A 16,031-nucleotide genomic window follows, 5' to 3' on the forward strand; every position below is an offset into this window, starting at 1 on the left:
AGCAGTTGGTGAAAATGAGTAGTGCTAATCTTATAGTTACCTTTTATTCTGTGAAATGTCGGGTACCAAACATCAGTCATAATGCTTTATCCGGCATTTTCACACTTCTAGCCAAGTATCCCGACAGCCATAATGCAACCAGCAGCATGAAGGTGATCATACCGACGACACCCAGCCAGTGAAAAGCAGACCAGAATAGCCCGCCGACCGTTCCGCAAATACTTGAACCGGCATAATAAAAGAACAAGTACAGCGATGAAGCCTGCGCTTTGTTGTGCAGGGCTCTCCTGCCTACCCAGCTGCTGGCGACTGAATGCCCGCCGAAGAAGCCGAATGTAAAGAGCGCAATCCCCAGAATTTTCACTGCTAACATACTGTTTATCGTTAATAAAGCACCTGCGATGACGATGAAGATATTCATCATCAGGATTTTCGGATAACCATATTGATCAACCATTCTTCCAATGAAAGACGAGCTGAAAATCCCTACAATCATCACAATAAAAATCCAGCTGACAAACGCTTTATTAAACGAATATGGCGGTCCCAACAGCACATACGCAATGTAGTTAAACAATGCAACATTGCTTCCGAGCAGTAAAAAACCAATGAGGAACAAGCTTAATAGTCTCCGGTCCTTCAAGTGGCTGATGAGAGACATTCCCAATTGCCCGAGCTCCAATTTTCTCGGGGTAAAATTTCTGGATGGAGGCAAATTTATAAAAAATATAATACTTGCGATCAAACTAATCACACCAATTGACCCCATCGCCATATGCCAAGTAAAGTACTCGCTCAGGAGCCCTGACACGATCCTTCCAAAAACGGCGCCGATCGCGTTTCCGCTGATATACAGCCCCATCGCCGATCCAAGGCTTCCGGGTTCAATTTCTTCTCCCAGATAAGCCATCGCAATCGAAGGAAGGCCAGCGAGCGCAATCCCTTGAATGGTTCTCAATACGAGCAGCGTATGAAAGTTCGGGCTGAAGGCCGACGCCAGACAAAGAACGGATGCGGCCAACATGGATACAGCCATAATCGGCTTGCGTCCCCACACCTCGGACAAGGAACCAAAGACAAGCATACTCACAGCTAACAGCATTGTTGTAACGGATAAAGAAAGACTCGCCGCAGTAGGTGTCACATGAAATTCCCGCGTGAACTCCTCCAGAAGCGGCTGTACGCAATAAAGAATTGCAAATGTATTGAAACCCGCGGCAAAGAAAGCAAACGTAATTTTCCGAAAAACCGGTGTGCCTTTTTGAATGTATGTCATCGGGACTTTATCGGTCCCTTAGCATGTTGTTGAGCACTGCCATTCATAAACAACCATCCTTTATTTCTTACGAATTCAAACATCCTCGAGTCTGTTTATACATTTATCTTAGCACCGTTAATATATGTTGTATAATGCATATAAAATATCCTTTTCATGCTTATATGTAATTTAGGAGGGATGAGGGTTGGAATGGGAACAACTTGAATATTTTCAAACACTGGCCCAGATGCAGCACGTGACGAAGGCGGCAAAAAGCCTCTCCATCACACAGCCTGCGCTTTCACGCTCTATCGCCAGACTGGAAAACCATTTAGGCGTCCCGCTTTTCGACAGGCATGGACGATCCATTACCTTAAATAAATACGGACACATCTTTTTACGGCGGGTTCAGGCGATGATGAAGGAGTACACCGAAGGAAAAGAGGAAATCCAAGCCTTATTAAAACCGGGCCAAGGTGAAGTATCTCTCGGCTTTTTGCATACTCTTTAGGGACAACGCTCGTGCCCGATCTCATCGGCTCCTTCCAGCAGGAATACCCCAACATTTCCTTCCAGCTGAAGCAAAACCATTCTTATTGGCTGCTTGAACGATTAAAATCCGGAGATCTGGACCTCTGTCTCCTCGCTTCGATCAAGCCTGAAAAGCCGATCCAATGGATCAAGCTGTGGAGTGAAGAACTTTTTGTATTTGTGCCAAACGATCACCCATTAGCCAATTATGAAAGCATTACTCTGAGTGAGATTGCCGGGGAGCGTTTTATTTTATTAAAAAAAGGCTACGCACTTCGGATGACAGTCGATGAGCTGTTTGAGAAAGCCGATATACAGCCAAACATTATGTTTGAAGGGGAAGAAGCCGCCACCGCAGCAGGTTTTGTCGCTGCCGGGCTCGGCATATCCATTCTGCCCGATCTGAAAGGCTTAGACCAAAGCAAAATTACAAAAATCCGCGTCAGCTGGCCAGAATGTCAGCGTGTCATAGGAATCGCCTGGATAAAAGGCCGATTTTTATCGCCGGTTGCTGAGACCTTTAAACAATATGTCATCAGCCATTTTTCTGAGTAAGGGAGGATCACATCGTGAATGTGAAAAGAATAACGTCAGAGCATGATTTACATACAGCGTTTGAAATCAGAAAAACTGTATTTGTAGAAGAACAAGGCTGTCCCGTTTCCGATGAATTCGATGAGTTCGATACACTCCGTGAAGATTGCCGGCACATTCTCGTTTATCATGAGAAGGAACCCGTTGGCACTGCCCGTGTCCGTATCGTTGAACACGTGGGGAAACTGGAAAGAATCTGCATTCTGAAGCCTTATCGCAAATTCGGGCTGGGCAAAGTGATCGTCGATGCATTAGAACACATTGTGAAAGAACAAGGCATTTCTGCCTTCAAACTGCACGGCCAGATACAAGCGGCAGGCTTTTATGAAAAGCTCGGCTATCAGACAGCTTCAGAAGAATTTATGCTGGACGGCATTCCGCATGTACTGATGACAAAAAAAGATGATTCCAGCCTATGAATTGTTCACAAATTTGTCACTTATGAGCATGAGTGGTTCATTGGTATACTAATCACCGATTATGGAGAGAAGGATTGATTGTATGCCAACAAATAAAAAAGAAGGTCTTATATTTGGCGTGATGATGTGCTTTGGAATGGTCTGCGTCATGTCGATTTACAATGCTATCATCAACGGAGCCATACAGGATTTTTCACTGGTGACGGTTTTTGAAATGGTCATCGGTTTTATGGTCGCACTGCTGTTAGATTTACTATTAGTGGGCCCCCTTGCCAAAAAGATTGCGTTCAGTTTGCCGTTCGACAAGTCTAAGAAATTATATGTCATCCTTGCCATGTCGACGTGTATGGTGATCGGCATGGTGCTTTGTATGTCTATGTTCGGTTTAGTGACAGCAGCTTTATCAAATGGACTTAACGGGGACAGCCTCTTCAGCGCTTACCTTATGATTGTATTGAAAAATTTCATCTTAGCTTATCCCTTGCAATTACTGATTATAGGTCCATTAGTCAGAGGGGTTTTTATGAAATTTGTAAAACCGAAGCTCACAGCTGCTGTTTAAATAGAAAAGGAGTGAGCGTTACACCCACTCCTTTTCCCAATGATTTTCAGCACACCGCCTCACAAATCGAATGTAAAACAAGCTCCGCAAAAGCCTCCGCGGCAGGCAGCTGCCATTTTTTCTTTGTGATTAACATATGAGAGTAAAGCGGATCAAAGGTTTCAACATGATGAAGGATTTTCAGCTTCCCCGCCTCCACTTCTTCTTTCACTGTGATATAAGGCAAAACAGAAAATCGGGATCTGCCGATTTATGTTTGATCTCTGATGAGCCTATTAATATCAGAAGCTCATTGAGATATCTGAGTATCTTTAAATTTCTCTCAAAACATATCAATATTTGTTTGGTATGTTTTTTCTTACTTCAATTAATCCCTATACCTTAACACATAGTTTTTATACAATTCTTTGTTATAAAGAATTTCTTCGCCATGTGAAGAGCAAATGAGCGCTGGTTTGATTTGATTTATGATTGCACCGCTATCGATGTTCTCATTCATATTAATGCTGAATTTTCTGATAGGGGGATGTAAATCCTCTTTGCTTGTGATAAAAAGGTCTCCTGTTAATAGGGTACGATCGATTTCATGATGATACACGACATGCCCCGGGGAATGTCCGGGTGTTAAATAGTATTGCAAAGGCAAGTGAGCCAGCGTTTGCGCCGTCAGCGGCTGGACAATATGAGCCACCCCTGTGTTCTCCACTTCATCTTTGTTCGGATAAGGCACTTCCCCATTGATATACACTAGCTCTTTTTCATGGGCATAAATCGGAATATCAAATCTCTCTAACCATTTTGATGCACCTCCGATATGATCACTGTGGCCATGGGTAAGCAAGATGGCTTTTGGATTGCCGATCGCTAACGCTGCCCTAATTTGAGCATCAGCAAAACGTTCTATTCCCGTATCAATGATATAAACATCATCACCATCTTTTATAAACCAAATATGAACCGGAATACGAAGAGGCACATCAAGCTCAAATTCACATTGAAAGACATGTTCTGATAGTTGTCTCAAGTTCATGCAAACCACTCCCTTTGGAAATTTTTGATATCATTACTGTAATACATCTGAGTTAGATATGTAATGGCGCACATTTTTGTAACTTACATTGTGAGGTGACAAAGATGGGAAACCGGTTAAATGGATTTGGCGCTTGCAGTGCAGAAGTAGAAAAGGCTTGTCCCGTGGAAATGACGCTGCATATTATCGGCGGGAAATGGAAAGGAATCATCATCGATATCCTGTCTCACAAATCAGCCCGGTTTAATGAGCTGAAACGGACCATACCAGGCATTACACAAAGAATGCTGACACTGCAGCTGAGAGAACTGGAAGCAGATGGTGTTGTGAAGAGAAATGTAGAGAATACTATCCCCAAGAAGGTGGAGTATTCTTTGACAGAACTAGGTGAAAAGCTTTCTCCTATTATTGCATCCATGAGGCTGTGGGGGAATGAGTATATGAGTAAAAATGAGTGAAAATGACTTTAAAGATTTTACAGAAAACAGAAGGGTTTCCTTTTAAGTGAACGGAACATTTTCAAGGCAGATTATCTTGAAAATGTTCCCACAATTCAGCAGACTGGTATTCTTGAGAATCAGAAGCAGGGTTTTCGCCAGCTTGGCTCGACTTGTTGTCCATTAATAATCCCTTTTGTTCCCCTTCTTCACATATTCCCAATCACGTTCTATATTTTTCCTGACTCTATGAACGAGTTTAAAAATGGTTTCCTTTTCCTCAGGCGTAAAACCGGACAAGGCCACTTCCATGGAATGTTCTCCTTCTCTTCTTAACAATGGATACACCTTTTTTCCTTTCTCAGTCGGGAACAGTTTTTTTATTTTTTTATTTTGCTCATCCGGCTGTTTTTGAATAAATCCCTGCATTTCTAATTTCTTAATGGCCCGCGCAGCCGTTGTTCGGTCCACTTTTATCATTTCCGCCAATTTTTCTTGAATAATTCCCGGATTTTCGTATATCCGTACGAGATAGAGATACTGCCCTCTTGTTAAGTCCAAATCTTTAAATTCCATATTGCTTATGGAATCCAACGCTCTTGCTATCATGCCGATCTCACGCAAAATGTCATTCATTCCTAAAACCCCTCACGTATTTTTGTTGCAATTACAACAAAATTGTTTTAACCTTACTATTATAAGACCACATGCATGCTGTACAGTCCAGACTAATATCAGAAAAGGATTGATCAATTATGAATATAAAAAGAATAACAACAGAAAATGATTTACATGTTGCTCTAGATATTAGAAGAATGGTATTCATTGAGGAGCAGCATGTATCTGAATCGGATGAGTTCGATGAATTTGATACGCTCCAAGAACAATGCCAGCATATTTTGGTATATCATGAAAATCAGCCCGTTGGCACAGGTCGTGTGCGCATCGTTGACCATACAGCAAAGCTGGAAAGAATCTGCATCCTAAAACCTTGCCGTAAGTACGGATTGGGTAAAGTCATCATAAGAGGGTTAGAAGAAATCATGAAAGAAAAAGGAATGACTGCATTTAAGCTGCATGGGCAAACACAAGCAGCAGGCTTTTATAAAAAACTGGGCTATCAGATTGCCTCACAGGAATTTATGGAAGACGGCATCCCGCACGTCTTGATGACAAAAGAATGATCACGAATAAAATGAAATATGTTTATTACGTGTTAGGTATCCTCATATTAAGTTTAGGCATTTCTTTAACGATACAATCAGGATTAGGCACATCGCCCTTCGATGCCCTTTTGGTTGGCCTTTCAAAAGAAGTCGGTCTTACCGTGGGAAGCTGGGAGGTCCTTATTTCTGTGATCCTCTTAATCTGTAACTCTATATTAACGAGAAAAAAGCCTATGTTGCTGGGGTTGGTTACAGCATTCATTACTGGGATAGGCATTGACCTATGGTTGTTTGTTGTAAAAAATACCATTTATCTAAACGCGTTGTTAAGCAAACTGATTTGTTTCGGAATTGGTTTGGTGTTCATCGGTCTTGGAACAGCCATCTATCTTCAGACAAAATTTGCATCAACTCCTATCGATCATTTAACACTCATCATCCGAGATATCTCCAAAAGAACGATCTTATTTTCAAGAACATTGGTATATGCTCTTTTCTTCGTATTAGCTATTATATGTAAAGGCCCTATCGGCATCGGAACGCTTTTAACTTTTTGTTTAGGAGGAATAATCCTTCACTTTTTTATGCCTTTTGTTGAAAGACGCTTCTTATCCTCAAAAATGTAAATTGATGGTTGAATACCAGTTTCTTATAAAAAAAAGAAAAGAAGAGGTTAAAAAAACCTCTTCGTCTTCAAAAACCTTGCTATCATTAATGCTGCTGAGGAGATGGGAGTTGAACCTCTACCTCCGTCTATTAGATCCCCAATCAAGAGGAAGCCATCTTGTTTTTTAAGCTTTCTGTGTTTGTGCTTCCTTGCTTGAACGCTTATTCCCCTTATAGATAAAATAAAGGGAAATAATCATAAATAGCAATGCGAAGACACGTTTAATATCTAGTTCTATGACTAAACTATTAAACCATCCAAAATGATCAATCATTACCCCAATTACAAGTTGGCCAGCTATACCAGCAATATTAGTTGCAATAACCCCTATTCTTGGAACGGCTATGACAGTTAGCAGCAAATATGCCGTACCCAAAAATGCTGCACTTAATTGCCATTTAGGCGCTTCTAGAAGTCCAAGCACATTTCCGCTGCCAAAAAATAAAATGAAAATAGTAAGAAACATTGTTCCAGTGAGAAAGGTTAAAAATGTTGTTTCAATTGTTCCAGCTTTCCTACTAAATGTACCATTAATAGATGATTGTGCGCTTAATGTGACACCGCCAATCAATGTGAATAAAATCATAAATAGCCCCATTATTAAAGACCTCCTAGTTTATTAATATAAGTGCAATAATCATTGAAATTACGGCAAAAATCTTTTCTTTATTAACCCTCGTTTTCTTACTTCCAAGCCATCCAAAATGTTCAATAACCATACTCATTATCAATTGCCCGATAATGACAGCAACCATGGTGATACCAACACCAACGAATGGAACACTTACAACAATTGAGGTTAAATAAACAACACCCATGACACCACCAAGTAATGACCATTTAGGTGCTTTCAATGTATAGGAAAGCTCTCCTTTTCCAAAAAAGAGCCACAATAGCCCCAAAATAATTGAGCCCATAAAGAAGTTATAAAAACTTGTTTCTATTTGTCCAATTGTTTTTCCCAGTTCAGCATAAATAGCCCCTTCAAAGCTAAGTGCTGCTCCAGCAAATAGAGCAAGTAAATAAGATATAAAGCGCATATATAATATCTCCTTTTTTGAATAATTAAATATCTAGAAAATTAGATATTTGCTGGTAAAAAAACAGAAACCAACATAAAATTAGATCTCTGTTTTAAAATATTTAGCTAACTGTTGAATAAATTCTTCGTTACGCCTGTAGTAAGTCCATTGGCCATGACGGATTGATTCAAGCAGACCAGCTTTTTGCATCATGCTTAAGTAGCTAGAAATTGTTGATTGAGAAACTTTGGCTTTTTCTTGAATATCCCCAACACATACTCCGCCTTTGTAACTTACCTCCTTTGGCAGGTGAGCGCCTTGTTTCGGGAAATGTTTCTCGGGTTCCTTCAGCCACTCTAGGATATTAAGTCTTGTTTCATTGGATAACGCTTTGAATACGTTAATAGGTTCCATGGTTGCAATTGTATATCTAGATATACCGATATGTCAAGTTGAATAAAAAATACGATAAATGTATAAATCATTAATAAAGACAATGAGATTCTGACTTGAAATCGATGGCTCGTCGGAATACTTTAGATAAAAATAAAAGATGTACTATATACTATCTATTCCAAATACTTTAGTTAACCCTATAGACTAAGGTATTTTTTTTATTATCTGTGGTAAGGTTAAATATGTTATCAAGTTTATAAAAGAAAAACACGAAAGAAGGTGATCCCATGCCAAATAACAATAAACCCAATAGATTAATCAATGAGAAGTCTCCTTACTTACTCCAACACGCCCACAACCCCGTAGACTGGTTCCCTTGGGGAGAAGAAGCCTTTGAAAAAGCAAAACGCGAAAACAAGCCGGTTCTCGTCAGCATCGGCTATTCAACATGTCATTGGTGCCATGTCATGGCCCACGAAAGCTTTGAAGACGAAGAAATCGCGCGTCTTCTCAACGAACGGTTTGTGGCGATTAAAGTCGACCGGGAAGAGCGGCCGGATGTAGATTCTGTTTATATGAGAATCTGCCAGCTGATGACCGGACAGGGCGGCTGGCCGCTGAATGTGTTTATCACGCCTGATCAGAAGCCATTTTATGCGGGTACATATTTTCCAAAGACGAGTAAATTCAATCGTCCCGGTTTCGTTGATGTCCTTGAGCATCTGTCTGAGACGTTTGCGAACGATCGCGAGCATGTCGAAGATATTGCAGAGAATGCCGCTAAACATTTGCAGACCAAAACAGCCGCAAAATCAGGCGAAGGCCTTAGCGAGTCAGCGATTCACCGGACATTCCAGCAGCTTGCCAACGGGTTTGATACGATCTACGGCGGTTTCGGGCAGGCGCCGAAATTTCCGATGCCCCATATGCTGATGTATTTGCTTCGTTATCATCACAATACGGAGCAGGAAAATGCTTTATACAACGTGACGAAAACGCTGGACAGCATGGCAAATGGCGGCATTTATGATCATATCGGCTATGGATTCGCCCGCTATTCGACCGATGAAGAGTGGCTCGTTCCTCACTTTGAAAAAATGCTGTACGACAATGCGCTGCTGCTCACTGCTTATACAGAAGCCTATCAGGTTACGCAAAACAGCAGGTATAAAGAGATTTGCGAGCAGATCATCACGTTCATACAGCGGGAAATGACCCATGAAGACGGAAGCTTTTTCTCCGCTTTAGACGCAGATACAGAAGGAGAAGAAGGAAAGTACTACGTGTGGTCAAAGGAAGAGATTCTGAGAACGCTCGGAGACGATCTCGGAACGCTGTATTGCCAAGTGTATGACATCACTGAAGAAGGAAACTTTGAAGGCAAAAATATTCCTAACCTCATTCACACAAAGCGGAAACAGATTAAAGCTGATGCCGGGTTAACCGAGGAAGAGCTCAGCCTCAAGCTTGAGGGCGCAAGACAACTGCTCTTGAAGACTCGCGAAGAAAGAACCTATCCGCATGTCGATGATAAAGTGCTGACCTCATGGAACGCGCTGATGATCGCAGGTCTCGCCAAAGCGGCAAAGGTATATCAGGAACCGAAATATCTCAGCTTAGCGAAAGACGCCATCACATTTATTGAAAACCATTTAATCATCGACGGCCGTGTGATGGTTCGGTATCGGGACGGCGAAGTGAAAAACAAAGGCTTTATCGACGATTACGCTTTTCTCCTATGGGCTTATCTGGATCTCTATGAAGCTTCGTTTGATCTTTCTTATTTACAAAAAGCGAAGAAACTGACGGACGATATGATCGGCTTATTTTGGGATGAGGAGCATGGCGGATTCTATTTCACCGGACACGATGCTGAAGCCTTAATCGTCCGGGAAAAAGAAGTGTACGACGGCGCCGTGCCTTCCGGAAACAGTGTGGCAGCCGTTCAGCTCTTGCGTCTCGGACAGGTCACAGGCGACTTATCGCTCATTGAAAAAGCAGAAACGATGTTTTCTGTGTTTAAGCCGGATATCGATGCGTATCCGAGCGGCCATGCTTTCTTTATGCAAAGCGTGTTAAAACACGTGATGCCTAAAAAGGAAATCGTTATTTTTGGCAGCGCAGACGATCCAGCCAGAAAACAAATCATCACTGCACTTCAAAAAGCCTTTAAGCCCAACGACTCCATTTTGGTGGCAGAGCATCCTGATCAATGCAAAGACATAGCACCATTTGCAGCAGACTACCGCATCATAGACGGCAAAACAACTGTGTATATTTGTGAAAACTTCGCCTGCCAGCAGCCGACAACAAATATCGAAGAAGCCCTCCAAACGTTAATAAGCAGCAGGGATTAAGACCCCTGCTGCTTACTTTGTGATTTCTTATGGTACCATAAAGCGATGCCCGCAAAAACAAGATTGACCGCTATCGTAAATAAAGCCTCCCACATCGGGTTCCCCCGCGTAACCGTAAATAAAGAAGGAATTCCTCCATACACACTGTTTTTTTCTGTGATAAACATACACAAAAACATATTATTCGCGGCATGGGCACCAAGTGATATTTCAATACTGCCAGTTTTAATCGTGTAATAGGTCCACACAAAACCAAATGTTAAGTACTCAATTCCTGCCCAGACAGCGCCATTGTTCATTTCTGGATTAGCAAAATGTAATACGCCAAACAAGCCCCCGACAATCAATGTCAAGATAAGTGGATTTTTCGTTAATCTCCCGAAAGCTTGAAGCAAAAATCCTCTAAAAAACAATTCTTCCGCTGATGTTTGAAACGGAACCAAAATGAGGGCCGCCGCTAGCAGCCATATAAACCGTGAAGCATCAACATCTTGCATTGAATAGCTGTCAGGATGGATCGCAAAATCAATCAATTGTACGGCGATCATCAGCAGGAAATAAGCAATAAAGCCAAAGAAAATTCTCCGCCAATTGATCTTTGCATTCGGCGTAATGACCGTTCGAAAAGGCCGCTTTAGAATAAAGCGCACAGCCAGCCATACTCCTGGAATCGCAAATAAATAAATGACATGAGACAAATAAAGATCTACCAGAGGATCACTCAGCACAGCTTCATCCAAATCAAACGTGATATCGGGATTCACAATAACCGTAAACAGTATAGCGAAAAGGTAAGCAATATTCCCGAATACATATAAACCTACCATCACCAAAAAGGCGAAAAAGTATCTCCACAACGTATTGTTTCCTTCTATAGGACGGATAAATGGATTCATTCCTTCTATGTCTCTTCCTTTCAATGAGAATATTACTATATATTTGCATAAATTGGTCTATGAATCTACTGTTTTGGAAATCTTTTATGCAAAATTAAAATATAAAGTGTGAATTTAGTTCTTCCATCTAGTGATTTGAACTCTGTCGCCAATGAATCAAGATACTTATAATATTCCCAAGAGGGGAGTTTTCAGTCTTTTCTTACTACTTAAAAGGGGGTTTTTTATGAATACGATCTTCAAACAGAAAAACACACATCCTTTCTCAAACGCAGCGAATCGTTTAGACCGCCTTCCGATTTCTCGCGTTCACTTCCAAGTATTAACCGCTCTCGGCATTGTTTATTTCTTTGATCTTGCAGATTTATTTACCCTCAGCAATGTAGCGCCGGCACTGATCGAGCATTGGGGCATCCCGCTTTCAACCATTGCCAATGTAACGGCGGCTTCGTTTTTAGGCATGTTTTTAGGCGCATCACTGGGTGGAAGGCTGTCCGATCGAATTGGCCGCAAAAGAGCCTTAAATCTATTTGTGTTTGTTTTCTCAATCGCATCGCTATGCAATGCCACGGCATGGGACATCCCGTCTTTAATGACATTCCGTTTTCTTACCGGATTTGGTGTCGCAGCGGCCATGGTTATTACCAATAGCTATCTGGCAGAATTTTTTCCTTCCAGTGTCCGCGGGAAATATATTTCTTTCTGTGCCATGATTGGATTGATCGGCGTTCCGATCACCAATATTGTGTCTGCCTTTGTCATTCCGCTCGGTTCATGGGGATGGAGGCTTGTATTTGTATGGGGTGCCGTCGGCCTTATTTATTTTTTCTTTATCCGCCGTCTCGAAGAGTCACCTCGCTGGCACGAAAATCGCGGTGAATATGCGAAAGCTGATGCGATCCTCAACAGAATTGAGGCGCAGGTTGAACAAGAGAAAGGCCCGCTTCCGGCACCAGCTCAGCCTAAAGCAAACAGTATCGTTCAGAAGCATGCCGGTTATGCAGGGTTATTGAAAGGAAGAAACCTTAAAATCACCATTGTGTTATCTGCTGTATGGATTTTTGAAACGTTTGGATTTTACGGATTTGCCTCATGGGTTCCCAGCCTGTTAAAAAGCAATGGAGTCTCCATGGAAAATACATTGTGGTATAACGTATTGCACTCCGTCGGCGCTCCGCTTGGCGCATTGCTCGGTTCCATGATTTCTGAAAGATTTCAGAGAAAGTGGATTTTAGCCGCCAGCGCATTTTTGACAGCCATCGCCGGTCTCTTATATGGCATGACTTTTATTCCGATCATGATCATTGTGTTTGGTTTTATCGTGAATATCACGGAACGGGTTTTCACCTCGAACTTATACGCCTATACGTCTGAACCTTATCCGACTGAATACCGTTCGTCTGGCAGTGGTTTAGCCTACGGCCTCGGCCGCTTTTCAAACATTTTTGGCTCATTGCTCGTCGGATTTATCGCCGTTCAGCTCGGCTATGTCAGCGTCTTCTTATTTATCGGCGGCTGCTGGCTCGCATGCTCCGTGCTGTTAATCTGCTTCGGCCCTAAAACGAATGCGAAACAGATTTAAAAAAGTCAGTGCGGATCTGCCGCACTGATTTCATTTCAATTCCTTCAACATCCTCGCAGGGTTTCCGCCTACAACCGTATTAGCAGGTACATCCTTAGTCACAACAGACCCTGATGCGATCACCGCGTTATCGCCGATCGTCACTCCCGGGTTAATCACTGCCCGGCCTCCGATCCAAACATGATCTCCAATTGTCACAGGCTTACCGAACTCCTGCCCGGACTTCCTTTCAATCGGATCAAGAGGATGACCGGCCGTGTAGATATGTACACCTGGCGCAATCAAACAATGACGTCCGATACGCACTTCACACACATCTAAAATGACACAGTCAAAATTAACAAATGTATGGTCTCCAATATGAATGTGATAGCCATAATCACAGCGAAATGTCGGCAAAATCGTGACTTGATCACCAATCGAACCGAGCAGCTCCTTCAAAAACTCCGTCCGCACTGTATCATCTTCTGGTGTTTCGTTATATTGTCTAGTCAGCTGTCTCGCATGTTTGCGTTCTAGTAGCAGTTGTTGATCTTCCGGATTGTATAATTCTCCGGCTGCCATTTTTTCTTTTTCTGTCCTCATCATTCAAGTCACTCCAGATGTCAGATTGTAATCTCGATCAAATTTCCTTCATCATCTTCAATCACACTTTCATAGTAGCCGTCTCCTGTTGTCCGCGGACCGTTTACTACTGCGAAACCATCCTTCTTCAATTGATCAGTCAGTTCATCAACCTTCTCCCGGCTTCCAACGGAAAAGGCAATATGGGCCCAGCCTGTCATCGTTTGTGAAGGCGGATCAGTCACATTTCCTTTTTTCATAATTTCCAGCCTTGCTCCGGAATCAAACGTAATAAAATAAGACTTAAAATCTTTTTTCTCATTATGGTATAGATCATTCGCTTTGCCGTTAAAATACGTTTCATAAAAAGCCTTCATTCGCTCTAAATCGTTGACCCAGATCGCTGTATGTTCAATCCGCATTTCTTCCTCCTCCTTCACCTTCAATGAAGTTATAAAGTATGAAATGCATTTCAGTTCAAGCTTTTTTCTCGAATTGATGCTGAATTTTGATATCAATGGGTTCATCCTGCATAAATAGAGAGAATGCTGCGATGCCGAGTTGCTCAAGATTCAAATCAAGCGACGGAAAACCAAGAACACGGCTGATAGAAGAATTCCCCTCGCCAATGATTTCAACATCCCATTTATTCTTTTGGGCAAATACATAAATTCCAGCTGCCACTTCATCACTATTTGCATAAATAGCAGTCGGAACCCGCTCGCTCGTATAATAATGTTCAGCTGCCCGCGCACCGTCATTCATCCCATTGCAACCAGACAGCATATGACGGTCTTCCAGCCTCCCGTAAACGGCTTTATAGGCCGCAGCTTTATCAGACGTGCTCGGACTCCTGTCGGCTTCTCTGACGCACGTAAAAGCAATATTTTCATGCCCACGGCTCTTTAGATAGCGAAAGCTTTCTGTATAAGCAGCTTTTCTGTCATTGTACGCACATGGGACATCAATGTCTCCGGTATCCTCACAAGCGATGATCGGCCCATACTCCTGATAAGCGATAATGCTGTTCCAGTCATTGGCGCGGGATGTAATGATGAGACCGTCTATTTTCTTCGTTCTTAACAGCTCTAGATATTTGATTTCAATAGCGGGGTTATAATTGGTGGGGAGGAGGGTCGTTGCATACTCTTGCTGAAACGCCGCCTTAGTGATTCCATTTACGATTTTATCAAAGCAGGGATGATCGCTATAAGGCAGGATCACACCGACCGTATGGGTTTTCCCGCGAATGAGATCGATTGCGGTTCGATTTGGTGTGTAATCTAATTCCTTCATGACTTGATGAACAAGCTTTCTCTTTTCTTCAGACACATATGGATGATGATTCAACACACGCGAAACAGTCGAAACAGATACATTGGCCAGTCTTGCAATCTCTTTTATGTTTGCCATCTCTTTCTCCTTTTTCATATAAAAAAGCAGTAAGTGTAAATTCCTTACTGCTATCTCATCATATATTGATCATAAGTTCAACAGGACAATGGTCGGAACCCATGACGTCCGCTGATATGCTGGCATCCTCAATCTGTTCCTTAAGCCTTTCGGACACAACAAAATAATCGAGACGCCATCCGATATTTCTGTCCCGGGCCCCGGCACGATACGACCACCAGGAATAAGCGCCTTCAAGATCAGGATAGACATGGCGGAATGAGTCAACAAAGCCTGCTTCTAAGAAACGAGTGAATGCTCCTCTTTCTTGATCAGAAAATCCGGCGTTATTTCGGTTCGCCTTTGGATTTTTCAAATCGATCTCCTGATGGGCTACATTCAAATCACCGCATAAAATGACCGGCTTTTTCTTATCCAATTCAAGAATATAAGATAATAAAGCCTCTTCCCATTGCATCCGATAATCGATTCGCTCCAATCCTCTTTTGGAATTGGGCGTGTAAACGGTCATCACAAACAAGTTTTCAAATTCCAGCGTAATCACTCTGCCTTCTTGGTCATGCTCTTCTATTCCGATTCCGTACATGACACGCAGCGGCTTTTGTTTTGAAAAAACAGCTGTGCCGGAATATCCTTTTTTCACTGCATAATTCCAATACACATGATAGCCTTCAGGCTGGAGATCAACCTGGCCGTCCTGTATCTTTGTTTCCTGAAGACATATAATATCTGCATCCTCTTCTTTCAGATAAGAGAGGAAATCCATCTTTCTCATGACAGCCCGCAGGCCGTTTACATTCCAAGAAATCAGCTTCATGTTTCATCCCCCTATAAAAAAGAGCAAGAACCCGAAGGTCCTTGCTCTTTACGTATCAGCTTACTCACCGCTTACGTACGGAAGTAAAGCCATTTGACGAGCGCGTTTGATCGCTGCAGTCAATTTACGTTGGTATTTAGCGTTTGTTCCAGTTACACGACGTGGTAAAATTTTACCGCGCTCAGAAACAAACTTTTTAAGAAGATCTACATCTTTGTAGTCGATGTGCGTGATACCGTTAGAAGTGAAATAACACACCTTACGGCGTTTCGCACGACCGCCTCTGCGTCCTCCTGCCATTGTCATTTCCCTCCTTTCTT

At 42.3% G+C, this 16,031-nt stretch carries 19 protein-coding genes and 2 pseudogenes; 8 read left to right on the plus strand and 13 right to left on the minus strand.

What is annotated here, in order from left to right; translation table 11 throughout:
* Positions 1 to 76: 76 nt before the first annotated feature.
* On the minus strand, positions 77 to 1,276 hold the full coding sequence (locus tag AC0DBE_RS13545; protein ID WP_472962487.1) for an MFS transporter: 1,200 nt from the start codon (positions 1,274 to 1,276) through the stop codon (positions 77 to 79).
* Between the two features lie 187 nt (positions 1,277 to 1,463).
* On the opposite strand from AC0DBE_RS13545, the pseudogene AC0DBE_RS13550 reads away from it, so the two are divergent.
* The 3 genes and pseudogenes from AC0DBE_RS13550 (at position 1,464) to AC0DBE_RS13560 (ending at position 3,364) form a co-directional block, all read left to right on the plus strand.
* Positions 1,464 to 2,344, plus strand: a pseudogene (locus tag AC0DBE_RS13550) (LysR family transcriptional regulator).
* A 14-nt stretch (positions 2,345 to 2,358) separates the two neighbouring features.
* A complete protein-coding gene (locus tag AC0DBE_RS13555; RefSeq protein WP_472962489.1) occupies positions 2,359 to 2,802 on the plus strand; it encodes a GNAT family N-acetyltransferase in 444 nt (147 codons plus the stop codon).
* 82 nt (positions 2,803 to 2,884) lie between these two features.
* On the plus strand, positions 2,885 to 3,364 hold the full coding sequence (locus AC0DBE_RS13560) for a DUF2798 domain-containing protein (RefSeq protein ID WP_472962491.1): 480 nt from the start codon (positions 2,885 to 2,887) through the stop codon (positions 3,362 to 3,364).
* 46 nt (positions 3,365 to 3,410) lie between these two features.
* On the opposite strand, the pseudogene AC0DBE_RS13565 reads toward AC0DBE_RS13560, so the two are convergent.
* Both AC0DBE_RS13565 and AC0DBE_RS13570 read right to left on the minus strand, forming a co-directional pair.
* A pseudogene (locus AC0DBE_RS13565) lies at positions 3,411 to 3,599 on the minus strand (LysR family transcriptional regulator); the annotation flags it as partial.
* A gap of 132 nt (positions 3,600 to 3,731) precedes the next feature.
* Entirely contained in the window at positions 3,732 to 4,394 is a 663-nt protein-coding gene (locus AC0DBE_RS13570; RefSeq protein WP_472962493.1) for an MBL fold metallo-hydrolase, read from the minus strand.
* A 104-nt stretch (positions 4,395 to 4,498) separates the two neighbouring features.
* Here AC0DBE_RS13570 and AC0DBE_RS13575 point away from each other — a divergent pair, with 104 nt between their 5' ends.
* Positions 4,499 to 4,852: a winged helix-turn-helix transcriptional regulator gene (locus AC0DBE_RS13575; RefSeq protein WP_072183180.1), complete on the plus strand. Its 354-nt coding sequence runs from the start codon at positions 4,499 to 4,501 to the stop codon at positions 4,850 to 4,852.
* Between the two features lie 162 nt (positions 4,853 to 5,014).
* On the opposite strand, the gene AC0DBE_RS13580 is transcribed toward AC0DBE_RS13575, so the two are convergent.
* Entirely contained in the window at positions 5,015 to 5,467 is a 453-nt protein-coding gene (locus tag AC0DBE_RS13580; protein WP_472962496.1) for a MarR family transcriptional regulator, read from the minus strand.
* A 119-nt stretch (positions 5,468 to 5,586) separates the two neighbouring features.
* On the opposite strand from AC0DBE_RS13580, the gene AC0DBE_RS13585 reads away from it, so the two are divergent.
* A complete protein-coding gene (locus tag AC0DBE_RS13585; protein ID WP_061187112.1) occupies positions 5,587 to 6,015 on the plus strand; it encodes a GNAT family N-acetyltransferase in 429 nt (142 codons plus the stop codon).
* 11 nt (positions 6,016 to 6,026) lie between these two features.
* The gene (locus AC0DBE_RS13590; RefSeq protein WP_090557182.1) at positions 6,027 to 6,623 is read left to right on the plus strand and encodes a YczE/YyaS/YitT family protein; all 597 of its coding nucleotides are present in this window, start codon (positions 6,027 to 6,029) and stop codon (positions 6,621 to 6,623) included.
* A gap of 165 nt (positions 6,624 to 6,788) precedes the next feature.
* Here AC0DBE_RS13590 and AC0DBE_RS13595 read toward each other — a convergent pair whose 3' ends face one another.
* The 3 genes from AC0DBE_RS13595 to AC0DBE_RS13605 form a co-directional block, all read right to left on the minus strand.
* Positions 6,789 to 7,262, minus strand: a complete 474-nt coding sequence (locus AC0DBE_RS13595; RefSeq protein ID WP_014115877.1) for a DMT family transporter — start codon at positions 7,260 to 7,262, stop codon at positions 6,789 to 6,791.
* Positions 7,263 to 7,275: 13 nt separating this feature from the next.
* Positions 7,276 to 7,704, minus strand: a complete 429-nt coding sequence (locus tag AC0DBE_RS13600; protein ID WP_072565597.1) for a DMT family transporter — start codon at positions 7,702 to 7,704, stop codon at positions 7,276 to 7,278.
* Positions 7,705 to 7,785: 81 nt separating this feature from the next.
* The gene (locus AC0DBE_RS13605; RefSeq protein WP_014115879.1) at positions 7,786 to 8,100 is read right to left on the minus strand and encodes an ArsR/SmtB family transcription factor; all 315 of its coding nucleotides are present in this window, start codon (positions 8,098 to 8,100) and stop codon (positions 7,786 to 7,788) included.
* Between the two features lie 269 nt (positions 8,101 to 8,369).
* Here AC0DBE_RS13605 and AC0DBE_RS13610 point away from each other — a divergent pair, with 269 nt between their 5' ends.
* Entirely contained in the window at positions 8,370 to 10,439 is a 2,070-nt protein-coding gene (locus AC0DBE_RS13610; RefSeq protein WP_014115880.1) for a thioredoxin domain-containing protein, read from the plus strand.
* Here AC0DBE_RS13610 and AC0DBE_RS13615 read toward each other — a convergent pair.
* Positions 10,436 to 11,335 carry a CPBP family intramembrane glutamic endopeptidase gene (locus AC0DBE_RS13615; RefSeq protein ID WP_014115881.1) on the minus strand — a complete coding sequence of 300 codons (900 nt, stop codon included), beginning with the start codon at positions 11,333 to 11,335 and terminating at the stop codon, positions 10,436 to 10,438. The genes AC0DBE_RS13610 and AC0DBE_RS13615 overlap by 4 nt on opposite strands.
* 226 nt (positions 11,336 to 11,561) lie before the next feature.
* Between AC0DBE_RS13615 and AC0DBE_RS13620 the strand changes: the two genes are divergently transcribed.
* Positions 11,562 to 12,917, plus strand: coding sequence for an MFS transporter (locus tag AC0DBE_RS13620; RefSeq protein ID WP_072183176.1), 1,356 nt, complete (start codon positions 11,562 to 11,564; stop codon positions 12,915 to 12,917).
* Positions 12,918 to 12,947: 30 nt separating this feature from the next.
* Here the strand turns inward: AC0DBE_RS13620 and AC0DBE_RS13625 are convergent, their stop codons facing one another.
* Genes AC0DBE_RS13625 through rpsR form a run of 5 tightly spaced genes read right to left on the minus strand, consistent with a single transcriptional unit; the run spans position 12,948 to position 16,011 of the window.
* Entirely contained in the window at positions 12,948 to 13,505 is a 558-nt protein-coding gene (locus AC0DBE_RS13625; RefSeq protein ID WP_472962500.1) for a sugar O-acetyltransferase, read from the minus strand.
* A 17-nt stretch (positions 13,506 to 13,522) separates the two neighbouring features.
* Entirely contained in the window at positions 13,523 to 13,903 is a 381-nt protein-coding gene (locus AC0DBE_RS13630; RefSeq protein ID WP_014115884.1) for a VOC family protein, read from the minus strand.
* 55 nt (positions 13,904 to 13,958) lie between these two features.
* Positions 13,959 to 14,894: a LacI family DNA-binding transcriptional regulator gene (locus AC0DBE_RS13635; protein WP_014115885.1), complete on the minus strand. Its 936-nt coding sequence runs from the start codon at positions 14,892 to 14,894 to the stop codon at positions 13,959 to 13,961.
* Between the two features lie 58 nt (positions 14,895 to 14,952).
* Entirely contained in the window at positions 14,953 to 15,711 is a 759-nt protein-coding gene (gene xth / locus AC0DBE_RS13640) for an exodeoxyribonuclease III (protein ID WP_268455639.1), read from the minus strand.
* A gap of 60 nt (positions 15,712 to 15,771) precedes the next feature.
* A complete protein-coding gene (gene rpsR / locus AC0DBE_RS13645) occupies positions 15,772 to 16,011 on the minus strand; it encodes a 30S ribosomal protein S18 (RefSeq protein WP_003219224.1) in 240 nt (79 codons plus the stop codon).
* Between the last annotated feature and the right edge of the window lie 20 nt (positions 16,012 to 16,031).

Source organism: Bacillus sp. VA15 (assembly GCF_055721145.1).

Excerpts from the sequence above, each read along its gene's own strand:
- AC0DBE_RS13590 (WP_090557182.1), top strand. The coding sequence starts at position 6,027 with ATGAAATATGTTTATTACGTGTTAGGTATCCTCATATTAAGTTTAGGC.
- AC0DBE_RS13615 (WP_014115881.1), bottom strand. The coding sequence starts at position 11,335 with ATGAATCCATTTATCCGTCCTATAGAAGGAAACAATACGTTGTGGAGA.
- AC0DBE_RS13625 (WP_472962500.1), bottom strand. The coding sequence starts at position 13,505 with ATGATGAGGACAGAAAAAGAAAAAATGGCAGCCGGAGAATTATACAAT.
- AC0DBE_RS13605 (WP_014115879.1), bottom strand. The coding sequence starts at position 8,100 with ATGGAACCTATTAACGTATTCAAAGCGTTATCCAATGAAACAAGACTT.
- AC0DBE_RS13560 (WP_472962491.1), top strand. The coding sequence starts at position 2,885 with ATGCCAACAAATAAAAAAGAAGGTCTTATATTTGGCGTGATGATGTGC.
- AC0DBE_RS13575 (WP_072183180.1), top strand. The coding sequence starts at position 4,499 with ATGGGAAACCGGTTAAATGGATTTGGCGCTTGCAGTGCAGAAGTAGAA.
- AC0DBE_RS13620 (WP_072183176.1), top strand. The coding sequence starts at position 11,562 with ATGAATACGATCTTCAAACAGAAAAACACACATCCTTTCTCAAACGCA.
- xth (WP_268455639.1), bottom strand. The coding sequence starts at position 15,711 with ATGAAGCTGATTTCTTGGAATGTAAACGGCCTGCGGGCTGTCATGAGA.
- AC0DBE_RS13635 (WP_014115885.1), bottom strand. The coding sequence starts at position 14,894 with ATGGCAAACATAAAAGAGATTGCAAGACTGGCCAATGTATCTGTTTCG.
- AC0DBE_RS13585 (WP_061187112.1), top strand. The coding sequence starts at position 5,587 with ATGAATATAAAAAGAATAACAACAGAAAATGATTTACATGTTGCTCTA.
- AC0DBE_RS13595 (WP_014115877.1), bottom strand. The coding sequence starts at position 7,262 with ATGGGGCTATTTATGATTTTATTCACATTGATTGGCGGTGTCACATTA.
- AC0DBE_RS13630 (WP_014115884.1), bottom strand. The coding sequence starts at position 13,903 with ATGCGGATTGAACATACAGCGATCTGGGTCAACGATTTAGAGCGAATG.
- AC0DBE_RS13545 (WP_472962487.1), bottom strand. The coding sequence starts at position 1,276 with ATGACATACATTCAAAAAGGCACACCGGTTTTTCGGAAAATTACGTTT.
- AC0DBE_RS13600 (WP_072565597.1), bottom strand. The coding sequence starts at position 7,704 with ATGCGCTTTATATCTTATTTACTTGCTCTATTTGCTGGAGCAGCACTT.
- AC0DBE_RS13610 (WP_014115880.1), top strand. The coding sequence starts at position 8,370 with ATGCCAAATAACAATAAACCCAATAGATTAATCAATGAGAAGTCTCCT.
- AC0DBE_RS13570 (WP_472962493.1), bottom strand. The coding sequence starts at position 4,394 with ATGAACTTGAGACAACTATCAGAACATGTCTTTCAATGTGAATTTGAG.
- rpsR (WP_003219224.1), bottom strand. The coding sequence starts at position 16,011 with ATGGCAGGAGGACGCAGAGGCGGTCGTGCGAAACGCCGTAAGGTGTGT.
- AC0DBE_RS13580 (WP_472962496.1), bottom strand. The coding sequence starts at position 5,467 with ATGAATGACATTTTGCGTGAGATCGGCATGATAGCAAGAGCGTTGGAT.